Annotated in this window: 19 protein-coding genes; 12 read left to right on the forward strand and 7 right to left on the reverse strand. The window is 74.6% G+C overall.

The genetic code is table 11. The annotated features are described in order from the left end of the window. Positions 1 to 68: 68 nt before the first annotated feature. Entirely contained in the window at positions 69 to 788 is a 720-nt protein-coding gene (locus tag E0D90_RS13395) for a sulfite exporter TauE/SafE family protein (RefSeq protein WP_103501162.1), read from the forward strand. A gap of 138 nt (positions 789 to 926) precedes the next feature. On the opposite strand, the gene E0D90_RS13400 is transcribed toward E0D90_RS13395, so the two are convergent. Beyond that, positions 927 to 1724 carry a DUF3027 domain-containing protein gene (locus E0D90_RS13400; protein ID WP_103501161.1) on the reverse strand — a complete coding sequence of 266 codons (798 nt, stop codon included), beginning with the start codon at positions 1722 to 1724 and terminating at the stop codon, positions 927 to 929. 435 nt (positions 1725 to 2159) lie between these two features. On the opposite strand from E0D90_RS13400, the gene E0D90_RS13405 reads away from it, so the two are divergent. From E0D90_RS13405 to E0D90_RS13420, 4 genes are read left to right on the forward strand one after another with little or no spacing between them, the layout of a single operon-like run. Next, positions 2160 to 3563, forward strand: a complete 1404-nt coding sequence (locus tag E0D90_RS13405; protein WP_174856193.1) for an MFS transporter — start codon at positions 2160 to 2162, stop codon at positions 3561 to 3563. Between the two features lie 26 nt (positions 3564 to 3589). Further along, positions 3590 to 4195: a hypothetical protein gene (locus tag E0D90_RS13410; RefSeq protein WP_130798270.1), complete on the forward strand. Its 606-nt coding sequence runs from the start codon at positions 3590 to 3592 to the stop codon at positions 4193 to 4195. A 6-nt stretch (positions 4196 to 4201) separates the two neighbouring features. After that, complete coding sequence (locus tag E0D90_RS13415; RefSeq protein ID WP_227870200.1) at positions 4202 to 4960, forward strand: futalosine hydrolase; 759 nt, start codon at positions 4202 to 4204, stop codon at positions 4958 to 4960. Then, positions 4957 to 5841, forward strand: coding sequence for a 1,4-dihydroxy-6-naphtoate synthase (locus E0D90_RS13420; protein ID WP_438827397.1), 885 nt, complete (start codon positions 4957 to 4959; stop codon positions 5839 to 5841). Before E0D90_RS13415 ends, E0D90_RS13420 begins: the two co-directional genes overlap by 4 nt. 82 nt (positions 5842 to 5923) lie before the next feature. Here E0D90_RS13420 and E0D90_RS28415 read toward each other — a convergent pair whose 3' ends face one another. Next, positions 5924 to 6307, reverse strand: coding sequence for a cold-shock protein (locus E0D90_RS28415; protein WP_130798272.1), 384 nt, complete (start codon positions 6305 to 6307; stop codon positions 5924 to 5926). Positions 6308 to 6535: 228 nt separating this feature from the next. On the opposite strand from E0D90_RS28415, the gene E0D90_RS13430 reads away from it, so the two are divergent. Next, positions 6536 to 6811 carry a hypothetical protein gene (locus E0D90_RS13430; RefSeq protein ID WP_130798274.1) on the forward strand — a complete coding sequence of 92 codons (276 nt, stop codon included), beginning with the start codon at positions 6536 to 6538 and terminating at the stop codon, positions 6809 to 6811. Between the two features lie 46 nt (positions 6812 to 6857). Here the strand turns inward: E0D90_RS13430 and E0D90_RS13435 are convergent, their stop codons facing one another. Beyond that, the gene (locus tag E0D90_RS13435; RefSeq protein WP_103504629.1) at positions 6858 to 7508 is read right to left on the reverse strand and encodes an HAD family hydrolase; all 651 of its coding nucleotides are present in this window, start codon (positions 7506 to 7508) and stop codon (positions 6858 to 6860) included. Between the two features lie 324 nt (positions 7509 to 7832). On the opposite strand from E0D90_RS13435, the gene E0D90_RS13440 reads away from it, so the two are divergent. From E0D90_RS13440 to E0D90_RS13455, 4 genes are all read left to right on the forward strand, one after another. Then, the gene (locus tag E0D90_RS13440) at positions 7833 to 8849 is read left to right on the forward strand and encodes a FecCD family ABC transporter permease (RefSeq protein ID WP_130798295.1); all 1017 of its coding nucleotides are present in this window, start codon (positions 7833 to 7835) and stop codon (positions 8847 to 8849) included. Positions 8850 to 8917: 68 nt separating this feature from the next. After that, entirely contained in the window at positions 8918 to 9973 is a 1056-nt protein-coding gene (locus tag E0D90_RS13445) for a FecCD family ABC transporter permease (RefSeq protein WP_130798296.1), read from the forward strand. Then, on the forward strand, positions 9970 to 10968 hold the full coding sequence (locus tag E0D90_RS13450) for an ABC transporter ATP-binding protein (protein WP_130798276.1): 999 nt from the start codon (positions 9970 to 9972) through the stop codon (positions 10966 to 10968). The genes E0D90_RS13445 and E0D90_RS13450 overlap by 4 nt, the downstream gene beginning before the upstream one ends. Next, entirely contained in the window at positions 10968 to 11975 is a 1008-nt protein-coding gene (locus tag E0D90_RS13455) for an ABC transporter substrate-binding protein (protein ID WP_130798278.1), read from the forward strand. The genes E0D90_RS13450 and E0D90_RS13455 overlap by 1 nt, the downstream gene beginning before the upstream one ends. 82 nt (positions 11976 to 12057) lie before the next feature. On the opposite strand, the gene E0D90_RS13460 is transcribed toward E0D90_RS13455, so the two are convergent. Continuing rightward, positions 12058 to 13101, reverse strand: coding sequence for a hypothetical protein (locus tag E0D90_RS13460; RefSeq protein WP_130798280.1), 1044 nt, complete (start codon positions 13099 to 13101; stop codon positions 12058 to 12060). A 279-nt stretch (positions 13102 to 13380) separates the two neighbouring features. Between E0D90_RS13460 and pstB the strand changes: the two genes are divergently transcribed. Together pstB and E0D90_RS13470 are read left to right on the forward strand one after the other, a co-directional pair. Next, positions 13381 to 14238: a phosphate ABC transporter ATP-binding protein PstB gene (gene pstB, locus E0D90_RS13465; protein WP_130798282.1), complete on the forward strand. Its 858-nt coding sequence runs from the start codon at positions 13381 to 13383 to the stop codon at positions 14236 to 14238. A gap of 13 nt (positions 14239 to 14251) precedes the next feature. Beyond that, a complete protein-coding gene (locus tag E0D90_RS13470) occupies positions 14252 to 14983 on the forward strand; it encodes a response regulator transcription factor (protein WP_227870201.1) in 732 nt (243 codons plus the stop codon). Between the two features lie 89 nt (positions 14984 to 15072). Here the strand turns inward: E0D90_RS13470 and E0D90_RS13475 are convergent, their stop codons facing one another. From E0D90_RS13475 to E0D90_RS13485, 3 genes are all read right to left on the reverse strand, one after another. Next, positions 15073 to 15756 (reverse strand): NADPH-dependent F420 reductase, encoded by a 684-nt coding sequence (locus E0D90_RS13475; RefSeq protein WP_130798284.1) that lies wholly within the window; start codon positions 15754 to 15756, stop codon positions 15073 to 15075. 156 nt (positions 15757 to 15912) lie between these two features. Beyond that, the gene (bla, locus tag E0D90_RS13480) at positions 15913 to 16929 is read right to left on the reverse strand and encodes a class A beta-lactamase (protein WP_130798287.1); all 1017 of its coding nucleotides are present in this window, start codon (positions 16927 to 16929) and stop codon (positions 15913 to 15915) included. 220 nt (positions 16930 to 17149) lie between these two features. Then, a partial coding sequence (locus tag E0D90_RS13485; protein ID WP_157996863.1) for a SpoIIE family protein phosphatase occupies positions 17150 to 17608 on the reverse strand: 459 nt, incomplete at its 5' end.

The raw sequence follows: 17608 nt of genomic DNA on the forward strand, positions 1-17608 counted from the left end.
GCCCGGAGCGGGCGGGGCGGCGACCGGTCAGCGGGCGGCGGACGGGCCGGCTGCTAACGTCAAGGCTCGTGCCCGACATAACTTTCCTGGTCATCGCCGGTATGGCCGTCTTCACCGGAGCCCTGGTCCAGGGCACCGTCGGCCTGGGACTCGGCCTGGTGGCCGCCCCGGTGCTGACCTTCGCCGAGCCCTCGCTGATGCCCGGCTCCCTGCTGGTGGTCACGGCGTTCGCGCCGTTGATGTCGCTCTGGTCCGAGTGGCGGTTCGTCGACTGGCGGGGCCTGGCCTGGGGGCTGCCCGCCCGGATTCCCGGCTCGGTCCTCGGGGCGTGGCTGGTGGCGGTCCTGGAACCGAAGCTGCTGGGGCTGGTCGTCGGCGTGATGGTGCTGCTGGCGGTGGCCGCCACCATCTCGGCGGTGCGGGTGCGGATCACTCCGGTGACGCTGGTCTCCGCCGGGATGGTCTCCGGTGTCACCGGTACCGCGACCTCGATCGGCGGTCCGCCGCTGGCGCTGCTGTACCAGAACTCCTCGGGCCCGACGGTGCGCGCCACCCTGGGCGGGTACTTCGTGGCCGGGGCGCTGATCTCCCTGGCCACACTCCAGGTGGGCGGGCAGCTGGCCGCCGAGCAGGTGTGGGCCGGGCTGGTGCTGGTCCCGTTCGTGCTGGGCGGGTACTTCGCCTCCCTGCCGATCCGCCGCCGCTACGGCATGGAGGGCATTCGCACCCTGCTGCTGATCACGGTGGCCGTCTCGGGCGTCGCCCTGATCATCCGCGCCCTGACCTGAGCGCCGTCACCCGGCGCGCACCCCGGCCGGGAGACGCGTTCTCGGAGCGGACCGGAAGACCTTCGCCCGTGGTGGTGCCGGGTCCGCGAGGCGGGCCCGGCACCACCACGGGCGAAGGAACAAGGAGCGGCCCGGGCGTCAGAGCGGGTCGGCGCCGACGTGGTCGATGACGGGCGGCGCGGGCTGCGCCGGCTTGGGAATCAGCGAAGCCGCCTCGGAGTGGGCGCCGCAGCCGAAGCCCAGCGAGACGACCCGGCCGTCCGCCGGGGCGTACTCGTTGGCGCAGACACCGAACGCCTGCCGCAGTGAACCGGTCAGGGGGACCAGGAAGCCACAGCTCAGGCAGGAGGCCGGGGCGCTCTGCGCCATGGCGGTCTGCGGGCCGTAGTTCTCCTCCCAGCGCTCGGCCGCTTCGCGCAGGCCGAAGCGGGAGAGCACCCGCGGCCGGCCCATGCCCAGTTCCTCGGCGAGCGGACCGAGGTCGGCGCGGCGGAGGGTGCCGGGCGCGTCCTCGGCGGCCACCGCCGAGTTCGGCGGTGCCTCGTCCTCGCCGGAGATGCCCGGTTCCAGCCGCAGGTCGTCCGCGTCGGACGGCAGCAGGTCACCGGGGCCGAGGTCGCCGGGACGCAGCCGCTCGCTCCACGGCAGCCACTCGGGGGCGAGGAGCGCGTCCTGGCCGGGCGAGAGGCTGACCTCGTCGAGGGTCACGTAGCGGGCGCGGGCGGCACGGGCGACCGTGACGCGCCAGCGCCAGCCCCGGTAGGCGGGGTCCGCGGACTCGAAGTAGTGCGTCGCCACCCGGTCGCCCTCGGCCTCGACTGCGAGGTGGGGACCGACGGGCTGGGGGAACGCCGCGTCTTCGGCGGCCTCCCGCGCGAGCTCTACGGCGTCCGCACAGAGCCGGTCCGGGGTCCGGCTTCGTGTAGCAGCACTCACTGGTATCGACTCTTTCCTACGCCGTTGTGCGGTGCGGACGCCGAAGGCGAGCGGAGCTGACGGAGCGGCTCCGGGGTGACAGCCCGGGCCGCTGCGACGTCGTGCTGCACGAGGCACGGCGCACCGGTCGGACCACGCTACCGCACGTGTGATCCCCACGACGCCCCGGCCCGGTGAGCGGCGGCGCGTCGCCACCGAACGCCCGGCGGGAAGGGCGCGCGGCGGGGAAGCCGCGGGGAGGGGGCCGCGCCCCCGACTCACGGGCGACACGCGAAGCAAACGGGGCGCACGTGGCGCACGAGACGCCGGCCGGGCGCCGCTTCGCCCGGTCCGCCGAGTCCGGGCGGACCGGCCGCGGTCCGCGTGGCACGTCGCGACGCTCCCGGTCTGTCCGTCCCCGCCTCGGATGGGTCCCCACGCTCTACGCTTACGGACGTGGCCGCTGACAGCTCGTCCGATCGGAGTTCCGAGTCCGGGTCCGGAGCCGTGCTCCGGGGCATCCGGGCGACCGGCCGTGCCGTGTCGAGTCCGCCGCGCGTCGTCGGCCGCCGCATCCGGCGGGCGACCCACGCCCAGGGCGCCGGGGAGTCCGGCCTCGGCAAGCTGATAGAGCTGCACGCCGTCCACTCCATGGGCGACATGCTCATCACGATGGCGCTCGCCTCCACCATCTTCTTCTCCGTGCCGACCGACGAGGCGCGCGGCCGGGTCGCGCTCTACCTCGCCGTGACGATGGCGCCGTTCGTACTGCTGGCGCCGGTCGTCGGTCCGCTGCTGGACCGGCTGCCGCACGGCCGGCGGGCGGCGATGTCCGCGGCCCTCGGCTTCCGGGGGCTGCTGGCACTGCTGATGACGGGCGCGGTCGCGACCGGCGGCCTGGAGCTGTACCCGGCGGCGCTGGGCGTGATGATCGCGTCCAAGGCGTACAACATCGTGCGGGCCGCGGTGGTGCCCCGGCTGCTGCCGTCCCAGATCTCCCTGGTGAAGGCGAACGCCCGGATCACGCTGACCGGACTGGTCTCGGCCGGCGCCGCCGCGCCGCTGGGTCTGCTGCTGCATCTGATCGGGCCCGAGGGGCCGCTGTACGGGGCGTTCGTGATCACGATGATCGGCGCCGTGATGTGCTTCCGGCTGCCGCACAAGGTCGACCTCGCCAAGGGCGAACGGACACTCCACCTCCAGGAGCTGGCGGAGGCCCGCGCCGTGGGCCGCGACGCCGACGGGAGGAAGGGCCGCCGTCCCCGTGTGCTGCGTGCCACCGGTTCGACCGTGTTCAAGGCACTGGTGGCCAACTCCTCGCTGCGGGTCCTCTCCGGCTTCATGCTCTTCTTCCTGGCGTTCCTGCTGCGCGAGCAGCCGCTGCCGGGGCTGACGGCCGCCCTGTCGCTGGGGCTGGTCGGTGTCGCGGCGGGTGTCGGCAACGGGCTGGGCAACATCCTGGGGGCGTGGGCGCGGGACCGGGCCCCGGAGTTCATCCTGCTGGCGATGCTGTTCCTGGCGGTGGCCACCACCACGACCGCCGCCGTCGCCTACGGCACGGTGACGGTCGTGGCGGTCAGCGCGGTCGCCGGACTGTGCCAGGCGATGGGCAAGCTGTCGCTGGACGCCCTGATCCAGCGCGACGTCCCCGAGGTGGTGCGGACCTCCGCCTTCGCCCGCTCGGAGACCATGGTGCAGATGGCCTGGGTCCTCGGTGGCGGGATCGGCATCGTGCTGCCGCTCAACGGCACCATCGGGATGGGCACCGCCGCCGCGCTCGTCCTCGTCGGCCTGGTGGTCACGTTCGGCGGGCTGGTGGCCGGTGCCCGGCGCGGCTCGCCGCACCCGCGCGTCCGCTGAATGGCGACGCCCGGTAATCTGCCCGCATGACTGCGATCTCCAGGAGCCGTGGCCGCCGCGCCGTCCGCACCACTCTCGCCGCCGGCGCCGTGACACTGGGACTGGCCGCCCTCACGGCGTGCGAGAAGCCGAGCCCCAACGCTCACTTCACGCTCGGTACCTCCACCAAGACCATGGAGACCGCCAGCGACTGCCACGGCCACGGTGACGGCCTCGGCGTGGAGAGGGCGCGCGCCTGCATGGAGGAGACCGAGGACGTCCACAGCTTCAGCACCGAGGACGGCGAGACGCTGCGCGTCGGTGTGGACCCGAAGGTCGCCGAGACCGGCTGGCTGCTGTTCGTCAACGGCACCCCGCGCGCCATCGACCCGTCGTTCAACACCTACCGCAGCTTCGACGTCGACGAGCTGTACGCGGCGTCGGAGGCCGCCGGGATGCCCGGCCAGGAGGAGGACGCCTTCGGTGACGTCGTCCAGGTCAGCGTCGCGCAGGTCACCGAGGACTACGACACCGAGGCGCTGATGGAGGCCTTCCAGGCCGCGCAGATGGGCGACCTCGAAGCGTTCGACACCGCGTTCTACGGCCAGTTCGAGGGCATCTGGAACCTCCAGCTGGAGCAGAAGGAGCACTGACCGACGGTGACCGGAGGGGCGCGCGGCCCGCGGGTGCTGGTGGTCACCGCGGTGGCCGCCGAGCGTGACGCCGTCAGCGCCGGGGCACCCGCGCTGAGCGCGGTGGCCGCCGGGGTCGGCCCGGCCGCCGCGGCGGCCACCACCGCCGCCGAGCTGACCGCCTCCCGGCTGAGCGGCGAACCGTACGCCCTGGTGGTCTCCGCCGGGATCGGCGGCGGGTTCGCGCCGCTGGCGCCGGTCGGCTCCCTGGTCGTCGCCACCTCGCTGGTCGCCGCGGACCTCGGCGCCACCACGGCCGACGGCTTCTCCGATGTCGCCGCCCTCGGCTTCGGCACCTCCGTCCACCGGCCGCCGCCCGCGCTGGCCTCCGCCGTCGCGAAGGCCACCGGCGGACTGGCCGCGCCCGTGCTGACCGTGTCCACGGTGACCGGCACCGCGGAGCGGGCCGCCGAGCTGACCGCACGTCACCCCGGCGCCGCCGCCGAGGCGATGGAGGGGTTCGGCGTCGCCGAGGCGGCCGCGCGCGCCGGTGTCCCTGTCCTGGAGCTGCGTACCGTCTCCAACCCGGTCGGGCCGCGCGACCGGGACGCCTGGCGCATCCCCGACGCGCTGCGCGCCCTCACCGCGGCCTTCGCCGCCGCCGCCCCGCTGCTGACCGATGACGCCGGCCGGACAGGCCACGCCGGACAGACCGGCCAGACCGGCCAGACCGGCCAGACCTGGACCGGCCATGTGAACGAACCGAAGGACGGGGCCACACCGTGACCACCTCGAACCCCGCCGCGTCCCCGGACGCCCTCCGGCTGCCGGACGCGCTGGACATCACCTACTCCCCCTGCCCCAACGACACCTTCACCTTCCACGCCTGGACGCACGGCCTGGTGCCGGGCGCGACCGCGCCCACGGTGACCTTCGCCGACATCGACGTCACCAACGGCATGGCCGAACGCGGCGAGGGCTCGGTGCTGAAGGTCTCCTACGCGGTGCTGCCGTGGGTGCTGGAGGAGTACGCGCTGCTGCCGTGCGGCGGGGCGCTGGGGCGGGGCTGCGGGCCGCTGGTGCTGACCCGCGAACCACGCGAGGGCGACGGCGCCGGGCTGGCCGGCCGCACGGTCGCCGTGCCCAGCGAACGGTCCACGGCCTACCTGCTGTTCCGCCTCTGGGCGGCGAGGGAGGTACCGGGCGGCGTCGGACGGATCGTGGTGATGCCGTTCCACGAGATCATGCCGGCGGTGCGCGACGGACGGGTGGACGCCGGGCTGGTCATCCACGAGGCGCGCTTCACCTACCAGCGGTTCGGGCTGCACCAGCTCGTCGACCTCGGGGAGTTCTGGGAGAGCACCACCGGGCACCCGATCCCACTCGGCGCGATCATCGCGCGGCGCTCACTGGGCGCGGAGCGGCTCACCGCCGTGACGGAGGCCATCCGCGCCTCGGTCGCCATGGCGTGGCGGGACCCGGCCGCCTCCCGCGACTACGTGCTGGCGCACGCCCAGGAGATGGACCCGGACGTCGCCGACCAGCACATCGGGCTCTACGTCAACGAGTTCACGGCCGACCTGGGCACCGAGGGGTTCGCCGCCGTGCGGGAGCTGCTCGGCCGCGCCGCGGACGAGGGCCTGGTGCCCGCCGCCCGCCTGGACTGAACGCCGGACCGACGGCGGTCTGCCCGCCCCGGCCGGGGCGGGCAGACCGGTCGGGCGCCCGGCCGGTCAGACGTCGAGCTGGTCAGACGTCGAGCTGGTCGGCGACCGCGCGCAGCATCCCCGCGACCTGGGCGCCGTTGCGCTTGTCGGGGTAGCGGCCCCGCTCCAGCTGCTGCGCCACGCCTTCCAGCAGGGTGGTGAGGTCCTGGACGATGGAGGCCAGCTCGTCGGGCTTGCGCCGCTGGGCGGCGGCCACCGACGGGGTCGGGTCGAGGACGGTCACCGACAGGGCCTGGTCGCCGCGCTGGCCGGCGACGACACCGAACTCCACCCGCTGCCCGGGACGGAGCACGTCCACGCCCTCCGGCAGTACCGAGGAGTGCACGAAGACGTCACCTCCGTCGTCGCGCGCCAGGAAGCCGAAGCCCTTCTCACCGTTGAACCACTTCACCTTGCCGGTAGGCACGTGTCCTCGTCCTCGCCCTCGTCCTGGCCACGCACCGGCCAGCCCAGTCCTGTCCCGTTACATGCGGCTCGGCGGGACTTTGTCCCGCCGGGTGTCACCAGGCTAATGCTCACCCGGCCCGCGGCGACACGCGTTTACCACGACATGCCCGAGGCGTTCCCGGGGCTCTTTCACAGCGGCTCACTCCCCCGGCGCCGCGGCGCGGGCGGCGCCCTCTACCCTGGACGGGTGAGCGACACACCTGAGCACGAGAACCGGAGCGGGGATCTGCTGGTCCGGATCGGCGGCGTGATCTTCGCCGTCGGCGCGGTCGCGACCCTGATCACCTTCATCCCCATGTTCATCGGCTCCGAACCCTTTCCGCCCCTGGCGTACGGCGTATCGATGCTGATGGGCGCGGGTTTCGCCGTCGCGGGCCTGGGCATGGCGCGGTCCATCGCGGTCCAGCGCCGCGAGGCGGTCCGCGCCGCGGCGCGCACCGCCCCAGCCACGCCGGGCGGCTGAGGGCACCGGCCCGAGGGCACCGCGCCCGCTGAGGGGCCCGCCGTCCTCAGCGGGCGGCGGCGAGGTGGCCGTCGAGCCAGGCCGGGAAGTCCTTGAGACCGCCGGGCAGCACCACATCGGCACCGCCGTCCTCCAGCTCCCGCGCGTCGAAGGGGCCGGTGGGCACCGAGACGGCCAGTGCGCCCGCGCTGTGCGCGCCGCGGATGTCACCGAGGTGGTCCCCGACGTAGACGGTGGCGCCCTGTTCGCGCAGCGCCTCGCCCTTGGCCTCGGCCCACAGGTCGCCGACCAGCAGATCCGGCGTCAGGCCCAGGAAGTCCATGTGCATCCGGGCGTTGACGGCGATCTTGGCGGTCACCACCATGCTGCGGCCGCCCGCGTCCCGCACCGCGGCGAGCGCCTCGGCGGCGCCCGGAAGCAGCGGCGAGGTCGTGACGGCGTGGTCGGGGTAGAGCTCGCGGTAGCGGCGGACGGCCCCGGGGATGGCGTCCTTCGGGAACCAGTGGTCCATCTCCCAGGTCAGCGGCGGGCCGAGGCGGGACACGGCGAGGTCGGCGTCGATCTCCACGCCCGTCTCGGCGGCCAGCGCCAGGTAGGTCTCGCGGATGCCAGGCCGGGTGTCGACGAGCGTCATGTCCAGATCGAAGCCGATGGTCGGGCCGGCGGTGGTCTGGGCTCGGTCAGGTGCGTTCGTCATGCGCTCATTGTCGAGCACGGGTGGGGCGCGGCGGGCGTGCGGTACGTGTGAGATCCGCCGCCCCGCGCACCGTTCGCCCCGTCGGCTCCGGCACGGTCTCGCGGACGTCTCCGCAGGCAGGACGCCCGCAGGGACCCCGCCGGTCGCTCGCCGGCCGCATGCCGGGCCGGGGCTCCGCCCGCCGGGGCACGCACCCGTGGGCGTCGCCCGGCGGGCGCCGCCTTAGGATTACCTAACCTGAGAAGCGTTCGAGGATCGCCCGTGGCTGTCGTCCCGGCCCCGTCCCGTCGGGCGCCGCCGCACCAGCACGAGGACCCGAGCGCCATGCAGTCCGACACCGCGAGCCGCACCCGGCTGACCCGTGTCGTCTGGATCGCCCTCGCGGCCGTCGCCCTGCTGCTCACCGTGACGTTCAGCCTCGCCGTCGGCAGCCGTCCCCTCTCCCCAGGCGAGGTCTGGCAGGCCCTCCTGACCGGCAGCGACCCGGCCGCCGCCCAGGTCATCCGCGACATGCGGCTGCCGCGCACCCTGGTGGGCGTCATGGTCGGCGCCGGCCTGGGGCTGGCGGGGGTGGTGCTCCAGGGCATCACCCGCAATCCCATCGCGGAGCCGGGCATCCTCGGCATCGGCCAGGGCGCGGCGGTGGCGGTGCTGCTGGCCATCGCGTTCGGCGGGGTCCACACCCTGGCCGGGTACGTGTGGTTCGCCTTCGTCGGCGCCGGGCTCGCCTCGGTCGCGGTCTACGCCATCGCCATGCACGGGCGCGGCGGCGCCACCCCGGTGAAGCTCGCCCTCGCCGGGGCCGCGCTGGGCGCCCTGCTGGCGTCGGTGACGGCGGCCGTGCTGACCACCCGGTCCGCGACGCTCGACCAGTTCCGGTTCTGGCAGATCGGCTCACTGGTGGACCGGAACCTGGAGATCGCCGCGCAGGTCTGGCCGTTCCTGCTGGTGGGCGTCGTGCTGTCGCTGTCGGTGGCGCGTGGGCTGGACGCCCTGGCGCTCGGCGAGGACATGGCGCGCGGCCTGGGGCAGAACATCGCCGCGATCCGGGTCACCGGCGGGCTGGGCGCCACCGTGCTGACCGGCGCCGGTGTCGCCGCGGCCGGCCCCATCGCCTTCGTCGGTCTCGCCGTGCCGCACATCGCCCGCGCCCTGGTCGGCACCGCCCACCGCTGGGTGATGGCGATGTCGCTGCTGCTGGGCCCGGTGGTGCTGCTCGGGTCGGACGTGATCGGGCGGATGCTGTTCCGGCCCGCCGAGATCCCGGCCGGTGTGATGACGGCGCTGATCGGCGTCCCCGTCCTGGTCTTCCTGGTGCGCCGCAAGGGGGTCGCCGCGTGAACCGTCCGTCTCTCCCCACCGCGCCGGAGCGGAGCGCGGAGGCGCCGCCCGCGACGGGCGGGCGTCCCGTGCCCTCCGGCCGTGGTGTCCGGCCCACCGGACACACTCTGCTGCGGGTGGGCACCGCCTCCTTCCTGGTGCACCGGCGGTCCGCCGCCGTGGCCGGGGCGCTGACGCTGCTGCTGGCCGTCGCCTGCGTGGCGTCGCTGTGCTGGGGCAGGAACGTGGTGCCGCCGGGCGAGGTGCTCAAGGTGGTATTCGGCGCGCCGTCGGACCACGAGTTCACCGTCGGCACGCTGCGGCTGCCGCGGCTGGCCACCGGTCTGCTGGTCGGTGCGGCGCTCGGCGTCGCGGGCGGGCTGATCCAGACCGTCGCCCGCAACCCGCTGGCCAGCCCCGACATCATCGGCGTCACCCACGGGGCGGCGGCCGTCACCGTCGCCGCCATGACGTACGGCCTGGTGTCCGCCGACGTCATGCCGTATGTCTCCATCGCGGGCGGGCTGCTCGCGGGCGGGCTGGTCTATCTGCTGGCGTGGCGCGGCGGGATGCACGCCGCCCGGTTCGTCCTCATCGGCATCGGCTGCGCCCTGGCGCTGCGGGCCGTGACCCAACTGCTGCTCACCAAGGGCGACTCGGTCGCCGCGCAGCAGGCGGTCGTCTGGATGACCGGCTCCCTCAACGGGCGCGGCTGGGACCAGGCGGTGCCGCTGGCCTGGGCACTGCTGGTGCTGCTGCCGCTGGTGCTGTGGGCGGCGCGGGCGCAGCGGACGGCCACGCTGGACGACGCGACGGCCACGGCGCTGGGCGTGCGGATCGGGCGGCTGCGGCTCGGCCTGGCCGGCACCGGCATCCTGCTGGCGGCGCTGGCCACCGGCGCGGCGGGCCCCGTCGACTTCGTGGCGCTGCTGGCGCCGCAGGTCGCCCGGCGGCTGACCCGGGGGGCGCGGATACCGCTGCTCTCGGCGGGACTGCTGGGCGCCCTGATCGTCGTCGTCGGCGACATGCTGGCCCGGATGCTGCTCTACCCGACCGAACTGCCCGTCGGCGTCCTGACCGCCGCCATCGGCGCCCCGTACCTGATCTGGCTGATCGCGCGGGGCCGCACGGGAGGCAAGGCATGACCGAGGGAACCGAGGTGACCGGAGTGACCGGAGTGACCCACGCCCAGACGGCCGGGACGACGACCGCGACGGCGGCGGGGACGACGGCCGGTGCAGGCCCAGGTGCCCGGGCGGGTGGCTCCCCGGCCTCACGGCTGGGCGCCGAACGGCTCTCCCTCGGCTACGCCGACCGGCTGGTGGTCGACTCCCTCGACCTGGACATCCCCGACGGCGAGGTCACCGTGCTGGTCGGCCCCAACGCCTGCGGCAAGTCCACCACGCTGCGGGCCCTCGGCCGGCTGCTGGCGCCGCGCGGCGGGGCGGTGCGGCTGGACGGCCGGGAGCTGGCGTCCGTCCCCACCAAGGAGGTGGCCCGTACCGTCGGTCTGCTCCCGCAGTCCCCGGTGGCGCCGGAGGCGATCACCGTCGCCGACCTCGTCTCCCGGGGCCGCCAGCCGCACCAGCGGTGGTGGCAGCAGTGGTCGGAGGAGGACGAGCGGGCCGTCACCGAGGCCATGGCCCGCACCGATGTGACGGCGCTCGCCGACCGGCCGGTGGACGAGCTGTCCGGCGGGCAGCGGCAGCGCGTCTGGATCGCCATGGCGCTGGCACAGGACACCGCGCTGCTGCTCCTGGACGAGCCGACCACGTTCCTCGACATCGCGCACCAGGTCGAAGTCCTGGACCTGGTACGCGAACTGAACCACGACCGCGGCCGGACCGTGGTCATGGTCCTGCACGACCTCAACCAGGCCGCCCGCTACGCCGACCACCTGGTCGCCATGAAGGACGGGCGGATCGTCGCCCGGGGCAGGCCGGGCGACATCGTCACCGCCGACCTGGTGCGGGAGGTCTTCGGCCTGCACTCCGTGGTCGTGCCCGACCCCGTCACCGGCAGCCCGCTCGTGGTCCCCGGTGCGCCCTGGCAGGCGGACGACTCCCACGGACCGGCGTCAGGGTCCGGGTCCGGGTCCGGGTCCGGGTCCGGCGACTCTCTCCGAAAGGCAACCACCTGATGAACCGCCACACCACGCCGCGCGCCGGACGGTCCGCCCGCCGGGCGAGCGCCGCCACCGCGCTCGCCCTCGTCTCGGCGCTGACGCTCACCGCCTGTGGCGGCTCCTCAGGCGACGGCGACTCCTCCGACGGCGCCGGTGACGGCGACTCCGGCGGGACCCGCACCGTGGAGACCGCGATGGGACCGGTCGAGGTTCCGGAGAACCCGCTGCGCGTCGTCGTCCTGGACACCCCGGAGCTGGACTCGATGCTGACCCTGGGCGTCAAGCCGGTCGGCGCGGTGCGCGCCGACGCCGCCGACGGCTTCCTCGGCTACCTGCCGTCGGACTTCACCGAGGGCATCGAGGACGTCGGCAACATCGCCGCGCCCAACCTGGAGGCCATCCACGACCTCGACCCGGACCTCATCATCGGCAACATCGTGCGCGACGAGGAGCGCTACGACGAGCTGTCCGCCATCGCCCCGACCGTCTTCGGCGAGCGTCCAGGCGGCCCGTGGAAGGAGAACTTCCTGCTGCACGCCGCCGCGCTGAACAAGGAGGACGAGGCCGAGCTGGCCGTCGCCGGCTACGAGGCTCAGGTCGCCGAGGTCACCGAGGCGCTGGGCGGCCCCGACGTCGCGGCGGACACCGAGGTCAGCGTGCTGCGGTTCATCGAGGGCGCCGACAGCCGGATCTACGCCACCGACAACTACATCGCCACCCTCCTCGCCGACATCGGCGTCGCCCGCCCGGCGATCACCGAGGAGTCGGAGGACGGCTTCATGGTGGAGATCAGCTCCGAGCAGATCGACCTCGCCGACGCCGACGTCCTGTACTACAGCTCCTACGGCGACGCCGCGACCTCCGGCGAGGGCGCCATGGTCGGCAGCCCGCTGTGGGAGGGGATGACGGCGGTGAGCGAGGGCCGCGCCCACCACATCGACGACGAGCTGTGGTTCCTCGGCATCGGCTACACCGCCGCCGAGGAGGTCCTGCGGCAGCTGGCGGAGACCCTGCCGGAGTGAACCGCGCGGCAGGAGCCGCTCAGGGAGACGGGTACGGGCCGGGCGCACCACGCGCCCGTCCCCGTCCCCCGCGTGGCCGGTGTCAGACGCCCGAGGGCGGGCGGCGCAGCGTGCGCCAGAGGAGGAACGCGGCGGTGGCCGCGGCGGCGACCCGCAGCAGCATCGGCCAGTTGTCGGCCATCGCCGTGCGCATCACCTCGCCCTCCAGCGGCTCGCCCCAGTACTCGTTGACCCGGCCGAAGAGCCAGGTCACATAGCCGCCGACGACCAGTCCCGGCATGCCGAAGACGGCCCACTTGGCGACGGCGCGGCTCAGCCGCGGCGCCCAGTAGGCCAGCAGCCAGCCTGCGAGCATCGGCAGCAGTTCGGCCATCACCGAGCCCGCGACCAGCAGCAGCGCCGCGGCCAGCTCCACGGGCCCGCCCGCGTGCCGGCCGCCGAACCTGCCGCGTACCGCGCGCCAGCGGCGGGTGCCGGCGGGTTTGGCCGCCGCGCCGCCGGTGGTGACCGGGGCGGCGGCGCCGGTCGCGTCCTTGCGCTCCCCGGCCGGGGCGCCCGCGTCGCCGTCGGTGGCCGCGCCGTCGCCCGCCTTCTCCAGCGGCACGGCCGGGGGCGGGGCGACCCGGTCATCGGGCTCGGCCGGGGGGCGCAGCATGTCCGGTTCGAGGATGCCGCCGACGAAGCCGCCGATCGGGCCGTCCCGCCACGCGGCCGGGGCGTCGCGCTCCCCGGCGGTCGGCGGGTCCGGTTTCGACATGTCGATGAGGTCCTCGGGGGCGGGCCGGGCGGCCGGTACCGCCTCGGCGTGCCCGGCCGGAGCGGCCCGGCCGGCCTCTGCCGCCCGGCCTCCGCTGGGGACCTCCGCTCCGGCGGTGGCCGTGCCGCCGCCGTCCGACGGTCCACCCGCCGCGGCGACCACGTCCTCGGGGCGGCCCATGGTGCGCAGGATGCGTTTGACGTCGGCGTCGCGCTCCTGGCCGGTCACGGACGAGCGCTGGCGGCCGATCTCGTCCCGCAGCCGGCCGACCAGCTCCCGCCGTTCCACGGCGGACATGCTGGTGCTGTGGGCGAGGTCGCCCACCTTGCTCAGGTAGTCCAGTACGAGTCGTTCGCCGTCGGTCCCCACGCCTCCGCATGGTACTGACTCCGCGCGCCGGAGCCGGTGCCATCGCGTCAACCGGCCCGGCGCGGCGCCAGGTTGTGGCGCGAGCCCACCGCACGTAAGCGCCCGGGACGGCACGAAAGCGACACCGGAGCCGGGGTGGCCGCGTGCGCGGCGGCCCGAACCTGGGGGAACGCCGTTGTTCATCCGGGGTTCACCCCACGCCGTGCAACCCGCTACCCACGGCTCGTTACATGGTGAACGTCCCTGCCGGACACCCAGCCCACGCCCAGGGAGCCGACGATGCCCGTAGACCTGTCGATACCGGCGCGCGCCGCAGCCCCGAACGGCTCCAGCGCCACACCGGACGGACCGCCCGCGCCGGTGGTGTTCCGGCTGGCCGGACTGGAGGTCTCCTACGGCTCGCACCGCGCGGTGCGCGAGGTGTCGATGGAGATCCACGAGCGGGAGATCACCGCGCTGATCGGCCCCTCCGGCTGCGGCAAGTCCACCGTGCTGCGCTGTCTGAACCGGATGAACGACCTGGTTCCCGGCGCCCGGGTGAACGGCGAGGTCAGCTACTACGGCCAGGACCTCTACGGCGCGGACGTCGACCCGATCGAGGTCCGGCGCCGCATCGGGATGGTCTTCCAGAAGCCGAACCCGTTCCCCAAGTCGATCTACGACAACGTCGCCTACGGCCTGCGGATCGACGGCCGCCTCGCCAAGTCCGAACTGGACGACCGGGTGGAGGAGGCGCTGACCGGTGCCGCGCTGTGGGACGAGGTGAAGGGCAAGCTGCGGCAGAGCGGCCTGGCCCTCTCCGGCGGCCAGCAGCAGCGACTGTGCATCGCCCGCGCCATCGCGGTCCGGCCCGATGTCGTGCTGATGGACGAACCCTGTTCAGCCCTGGACCCGATCGCCACCGCGCGCGTCGAGGACCTGATGGTGAAGCTGGCCGACCGGTTCACCATCGTCATCGTCACCCACAACATGCAGCAGGCGGCCCGCGTCTCCGATCGCACCGCTTTCTTCACTGCCGACACCGACAGCGAGGGAGTGCGCCATGGGCGCCTGGTCGAGTACGACGCGACCGAGAGGATCTTCAACCGTCCCGCCGAGCAGCGCACCGAGGACTACATTTCCGGTCGCTTCGGCTGAGGCGGCGGACGACGTGGCTCTCGCCGAACCACTGATCCCCGCCACGCTGCGCATCCCGCTCGGCTCCCACCCCGTGGTGCTGCTGGCCGACTCCGACGAGCGCATCCGTCAGGGACTGACCGCCCAGCTCGCCAAGTACCAGGTGTCGGTGGTGCACTGCGCCGACGGCGCGGTGGCGCTGCTGGAGGCGGGACTGCGCAAGCCGGACGTGCTGCTGGTCAGCGCGGAGCTTCCGCTGCTGGACGGCGCGACCGTGCTGCGCCTGGTGCGGCGGCGGCTGTCCATCCCGGTGGTGCTGGGCGTGGGGCCCGGCGACACCGACCAGGTGGGTCCGGCGCTGGCCGCCGGCGCCAGCGCCTGCGTCGCCCGGCCCTACCGGCCGCGCGAGGTGGCGCAGCTGCTGAGCCTCGCCGACCGCGGCACCCGCGGCTGGGACCAGCCACTGGTCTGCGGCCCGCTGACGCTGGACCCCGGCAGCTACGAGGTCCGGATGCACGGCGTGCCGACCGGGCGGCTGCCGCTGCGGGAGTTCCAGCTGCTCCACCTGCTGATGCAGCACGCCGAGAAGGTCATCACCCGCGACCGCATCCGCGCGGAGCTGTGGGGGGACGGCGCGCGCCGCTCCAACACCATCACCGTGCACATCCGGCGGCTGCGGGAGCGGCTGGGGGACGACCCGCACCATCCGGAGATCATCCAGACCGTCCGCGGCGTCGGCTACCGGCTGGTCCCGCCCGGCAGCTGAGGGGCGTGCGGAGGGCGTGCGGAAGGCCGTGCGGAGGGCCCGGCCGCCGGGCCCTCCGCCGCTGGCCGCGTCCGTTTCGGACCCGCCGGTCAGACCCGCCGCGCGGAGTCCACGGCGGCGCGCAGCGTCTCGGCGTCGGCCGGGCGTCCCGGGTCGTCGGGCAGGTCGGCCGGGTCGAGCGCGTAGGGCACCACATAGGCGGGGGTGTCCCGCTCGAACCGCCAGCTGTCCGCCAGGGGCCCGGTGTCGAGGGCGTCGTAGCCCAGCAGCCCCAGCAGCTCCGTCGCGGACTCCTTCGCCGCCTCGTCGTCGCCCGCGATCGGCAGTGCGGTCCGGTCCGGCGCTCCCGCCGGGCGGGCCAGCGCGGCGAGATGGCGGAAGAAGATGTTGTTGAACGCCTTGACCACCTTCGACGCCGGCAGATGGCGCTGCAGCAGCTCGCTGGTGGTGACGGTGCGCTGGTCGAGCGCCACCACGGCGCCGTCGCGCCCCGGGTAGTAGTTGGTGGTGTCGAGGACGACCTTCCCGGCCAGCGGTTCGGCCGGCATCCGGTCCTGGTGCTTGAGCGGCACGCTCACCACGACCCAGTCGCCGGCGGCGGCCGCCTCCGCCGCCGTGGCGGCGCGGGCCCGCGGTCCCAGCTCCTCGACCAGACCGGCCAGGGTCTCCGGGCCGCGCGAGTTGCTGACCACCACGTCCAGGCCCGCCGCGACGGCCAGCCGGGCCAGTGTGCCTCCGATGTTGCCACTGCCGATCAGGGCCAGCGTGCTCATGTCGTCCTCCCGCTCACTGCGGCCGTTCGCGGCCGGTTCCGCCGGTGCGGCCCCGGGCGGGGCCCACCGACCACAGTGCGCCGGGGAGCGCCCGGCGACCACCCGGACCGGCCGTTCGGCGGTCACGGGCCCGGGCGGCCCCGTGGCCCGGCGGCGTCAGCGGCCGAGCGCCTCCAGGGCGGCCGTCGCGGCACGCGCGATCAGGGCGTCGTCGGACTCGTCGGCCTCCTCGTCGCGGTTGGACAGCACGGAGAGCAGGACGGGTTCGCCCTCCTCCGGCCAGAGCACGGCGATGTCGTTGCGGATGCCGTAGGAGGCTCCGCCGCTCTTGTCCGCGACGATCCAGCTGTCGGGGACACCGGCCGGGATCAGTGTGGCGGAGGTGGTGTTGGTGGTCATCCACTCGGCGAGCCGGTCCTTCTCCTGGGCGTCGAGGATGTCGCCGAGGAGGTAGGTGCTCAGGGTCTCCGAGAGCGCCCGGGGGGTGCTGGTGTCGCGCTCCTCGCCCGGCGGGACGTCGTTGAGTTCGGTCTCCCAGCGGTCGATCCGGGTGACGTCGTCGCCGACCGCGCGGAGTGCCTCGGTGAATCCGGACGGGCCGCCGAGCGCTTCGAGGAGCAGGTTGGCGGCGGTGTTGTCGCTCTGCCGCACGGCCGCCGCCGCGAGGTCACCGAGGGGCATGCCGTCCCCGGCGAAACGTTCGGTCACCGGCGAGTGGCTGACCAGGTCGTCGAGGTCGAAGGCGGTGAGGGTGTTGAGGCCGTCGAGTCCGTACTGGTCGAGGACGGCGCCCGCGGCGAGCGCCTTGAAGGTGGAGGCGACCGCGAACCGCTCGTCAGCGCGGTGCGCCACCTCGGCGCCGGAGCCGGTGTCCAGCGCGTAGACGCCAAGCCGCGCGTCGAACTCCTGCTCCAGTTCTCCGAAGGCCGTGTCGGCGGCGGCCTCCTCGGAGGAGTTCTTCTCCGAGGGGTCGGCTCCGGCGGCGTCCTCACCGTCCGTGTCCGGGTCGGCGCCGTCGGCAGACTCACTTCCGGCGGAGTCCGCCGCGTCACTCCCGTCCCCGGAACCGGAGTCGGAACCGGAGGTGGAGCCGGAGCCGCAGCCGACGAGGGCGGCGAGGGCCAGGGCCACCAGGACGTGCGGCACCGGGCGGGACAGGGAGGGCCTGCGCATCGTTCGTCTCCTCGCGCTCTGGGGCAACAGCCCCGGGCGCCGTCCCCCTCCGGGCGACGCGGCCGACGAGGACGGCGGCGGCGCGCGAGGTGGCGCGCGCCCGGGTGCCGGTGTGGTCCGTGTCCCCCGTCCGGTGGGGGCGGCCGGGTTGCTGCGAGCTTAACCGGGAGCGTGGGCGCGGGGCGGACGCCGCGCAAAGCGGCACAGGGTCACGGGCGGTTCACGGGCCGCCGGGCCCCGGCCGCCCGGGCATCAGACCGGGGCGGGGGTCGGCGGCGCGGACCGCCAGTACGGCGAGGTCGTCGCTGCCGAGCCCGCCGTGGTGGGCCAGGTCGGCGAGCAGCCAGTCGAGCAGCGGGCCCGGGTCGCGCTCCGGGCAGCTCCGCAGCCGTGTGGCCGGGTCGTAGAAGTGACCCCCTGAGTCGCGCGCCTCGTTGACGCCGTCGGTGTACAGCAGCAGCACCGCGCCGGGATCCAGCACCAGGCCCGCCGGACGCACCGCCGGGCCGCCCAGGCCGGCGAGGCCGAGCGGCAGCGCCGGTTCGTCGGGCTCCAGGGCGGTCACCGTCCCGTCGGGTGCGAGCAGGAGCGGCGGGGGGTGGCCGTGGTTGAGGAGCCGCAGCTCCAGGGCCGGCGCCCGGCCGGTGAGCGGGGGCGTCTCCAGCCCGGCGACGGGGGC

This window comes from Streptomyces otsuchiensis (genome assembly GCF_004305975.1).
Taxonomy (GTDB): Bacteria; Actinomycetota; Actinomycetes; order Streptomycetales; family Streptomycetaceae; genus Streptomyces; species Streptomyces otsuchiensis.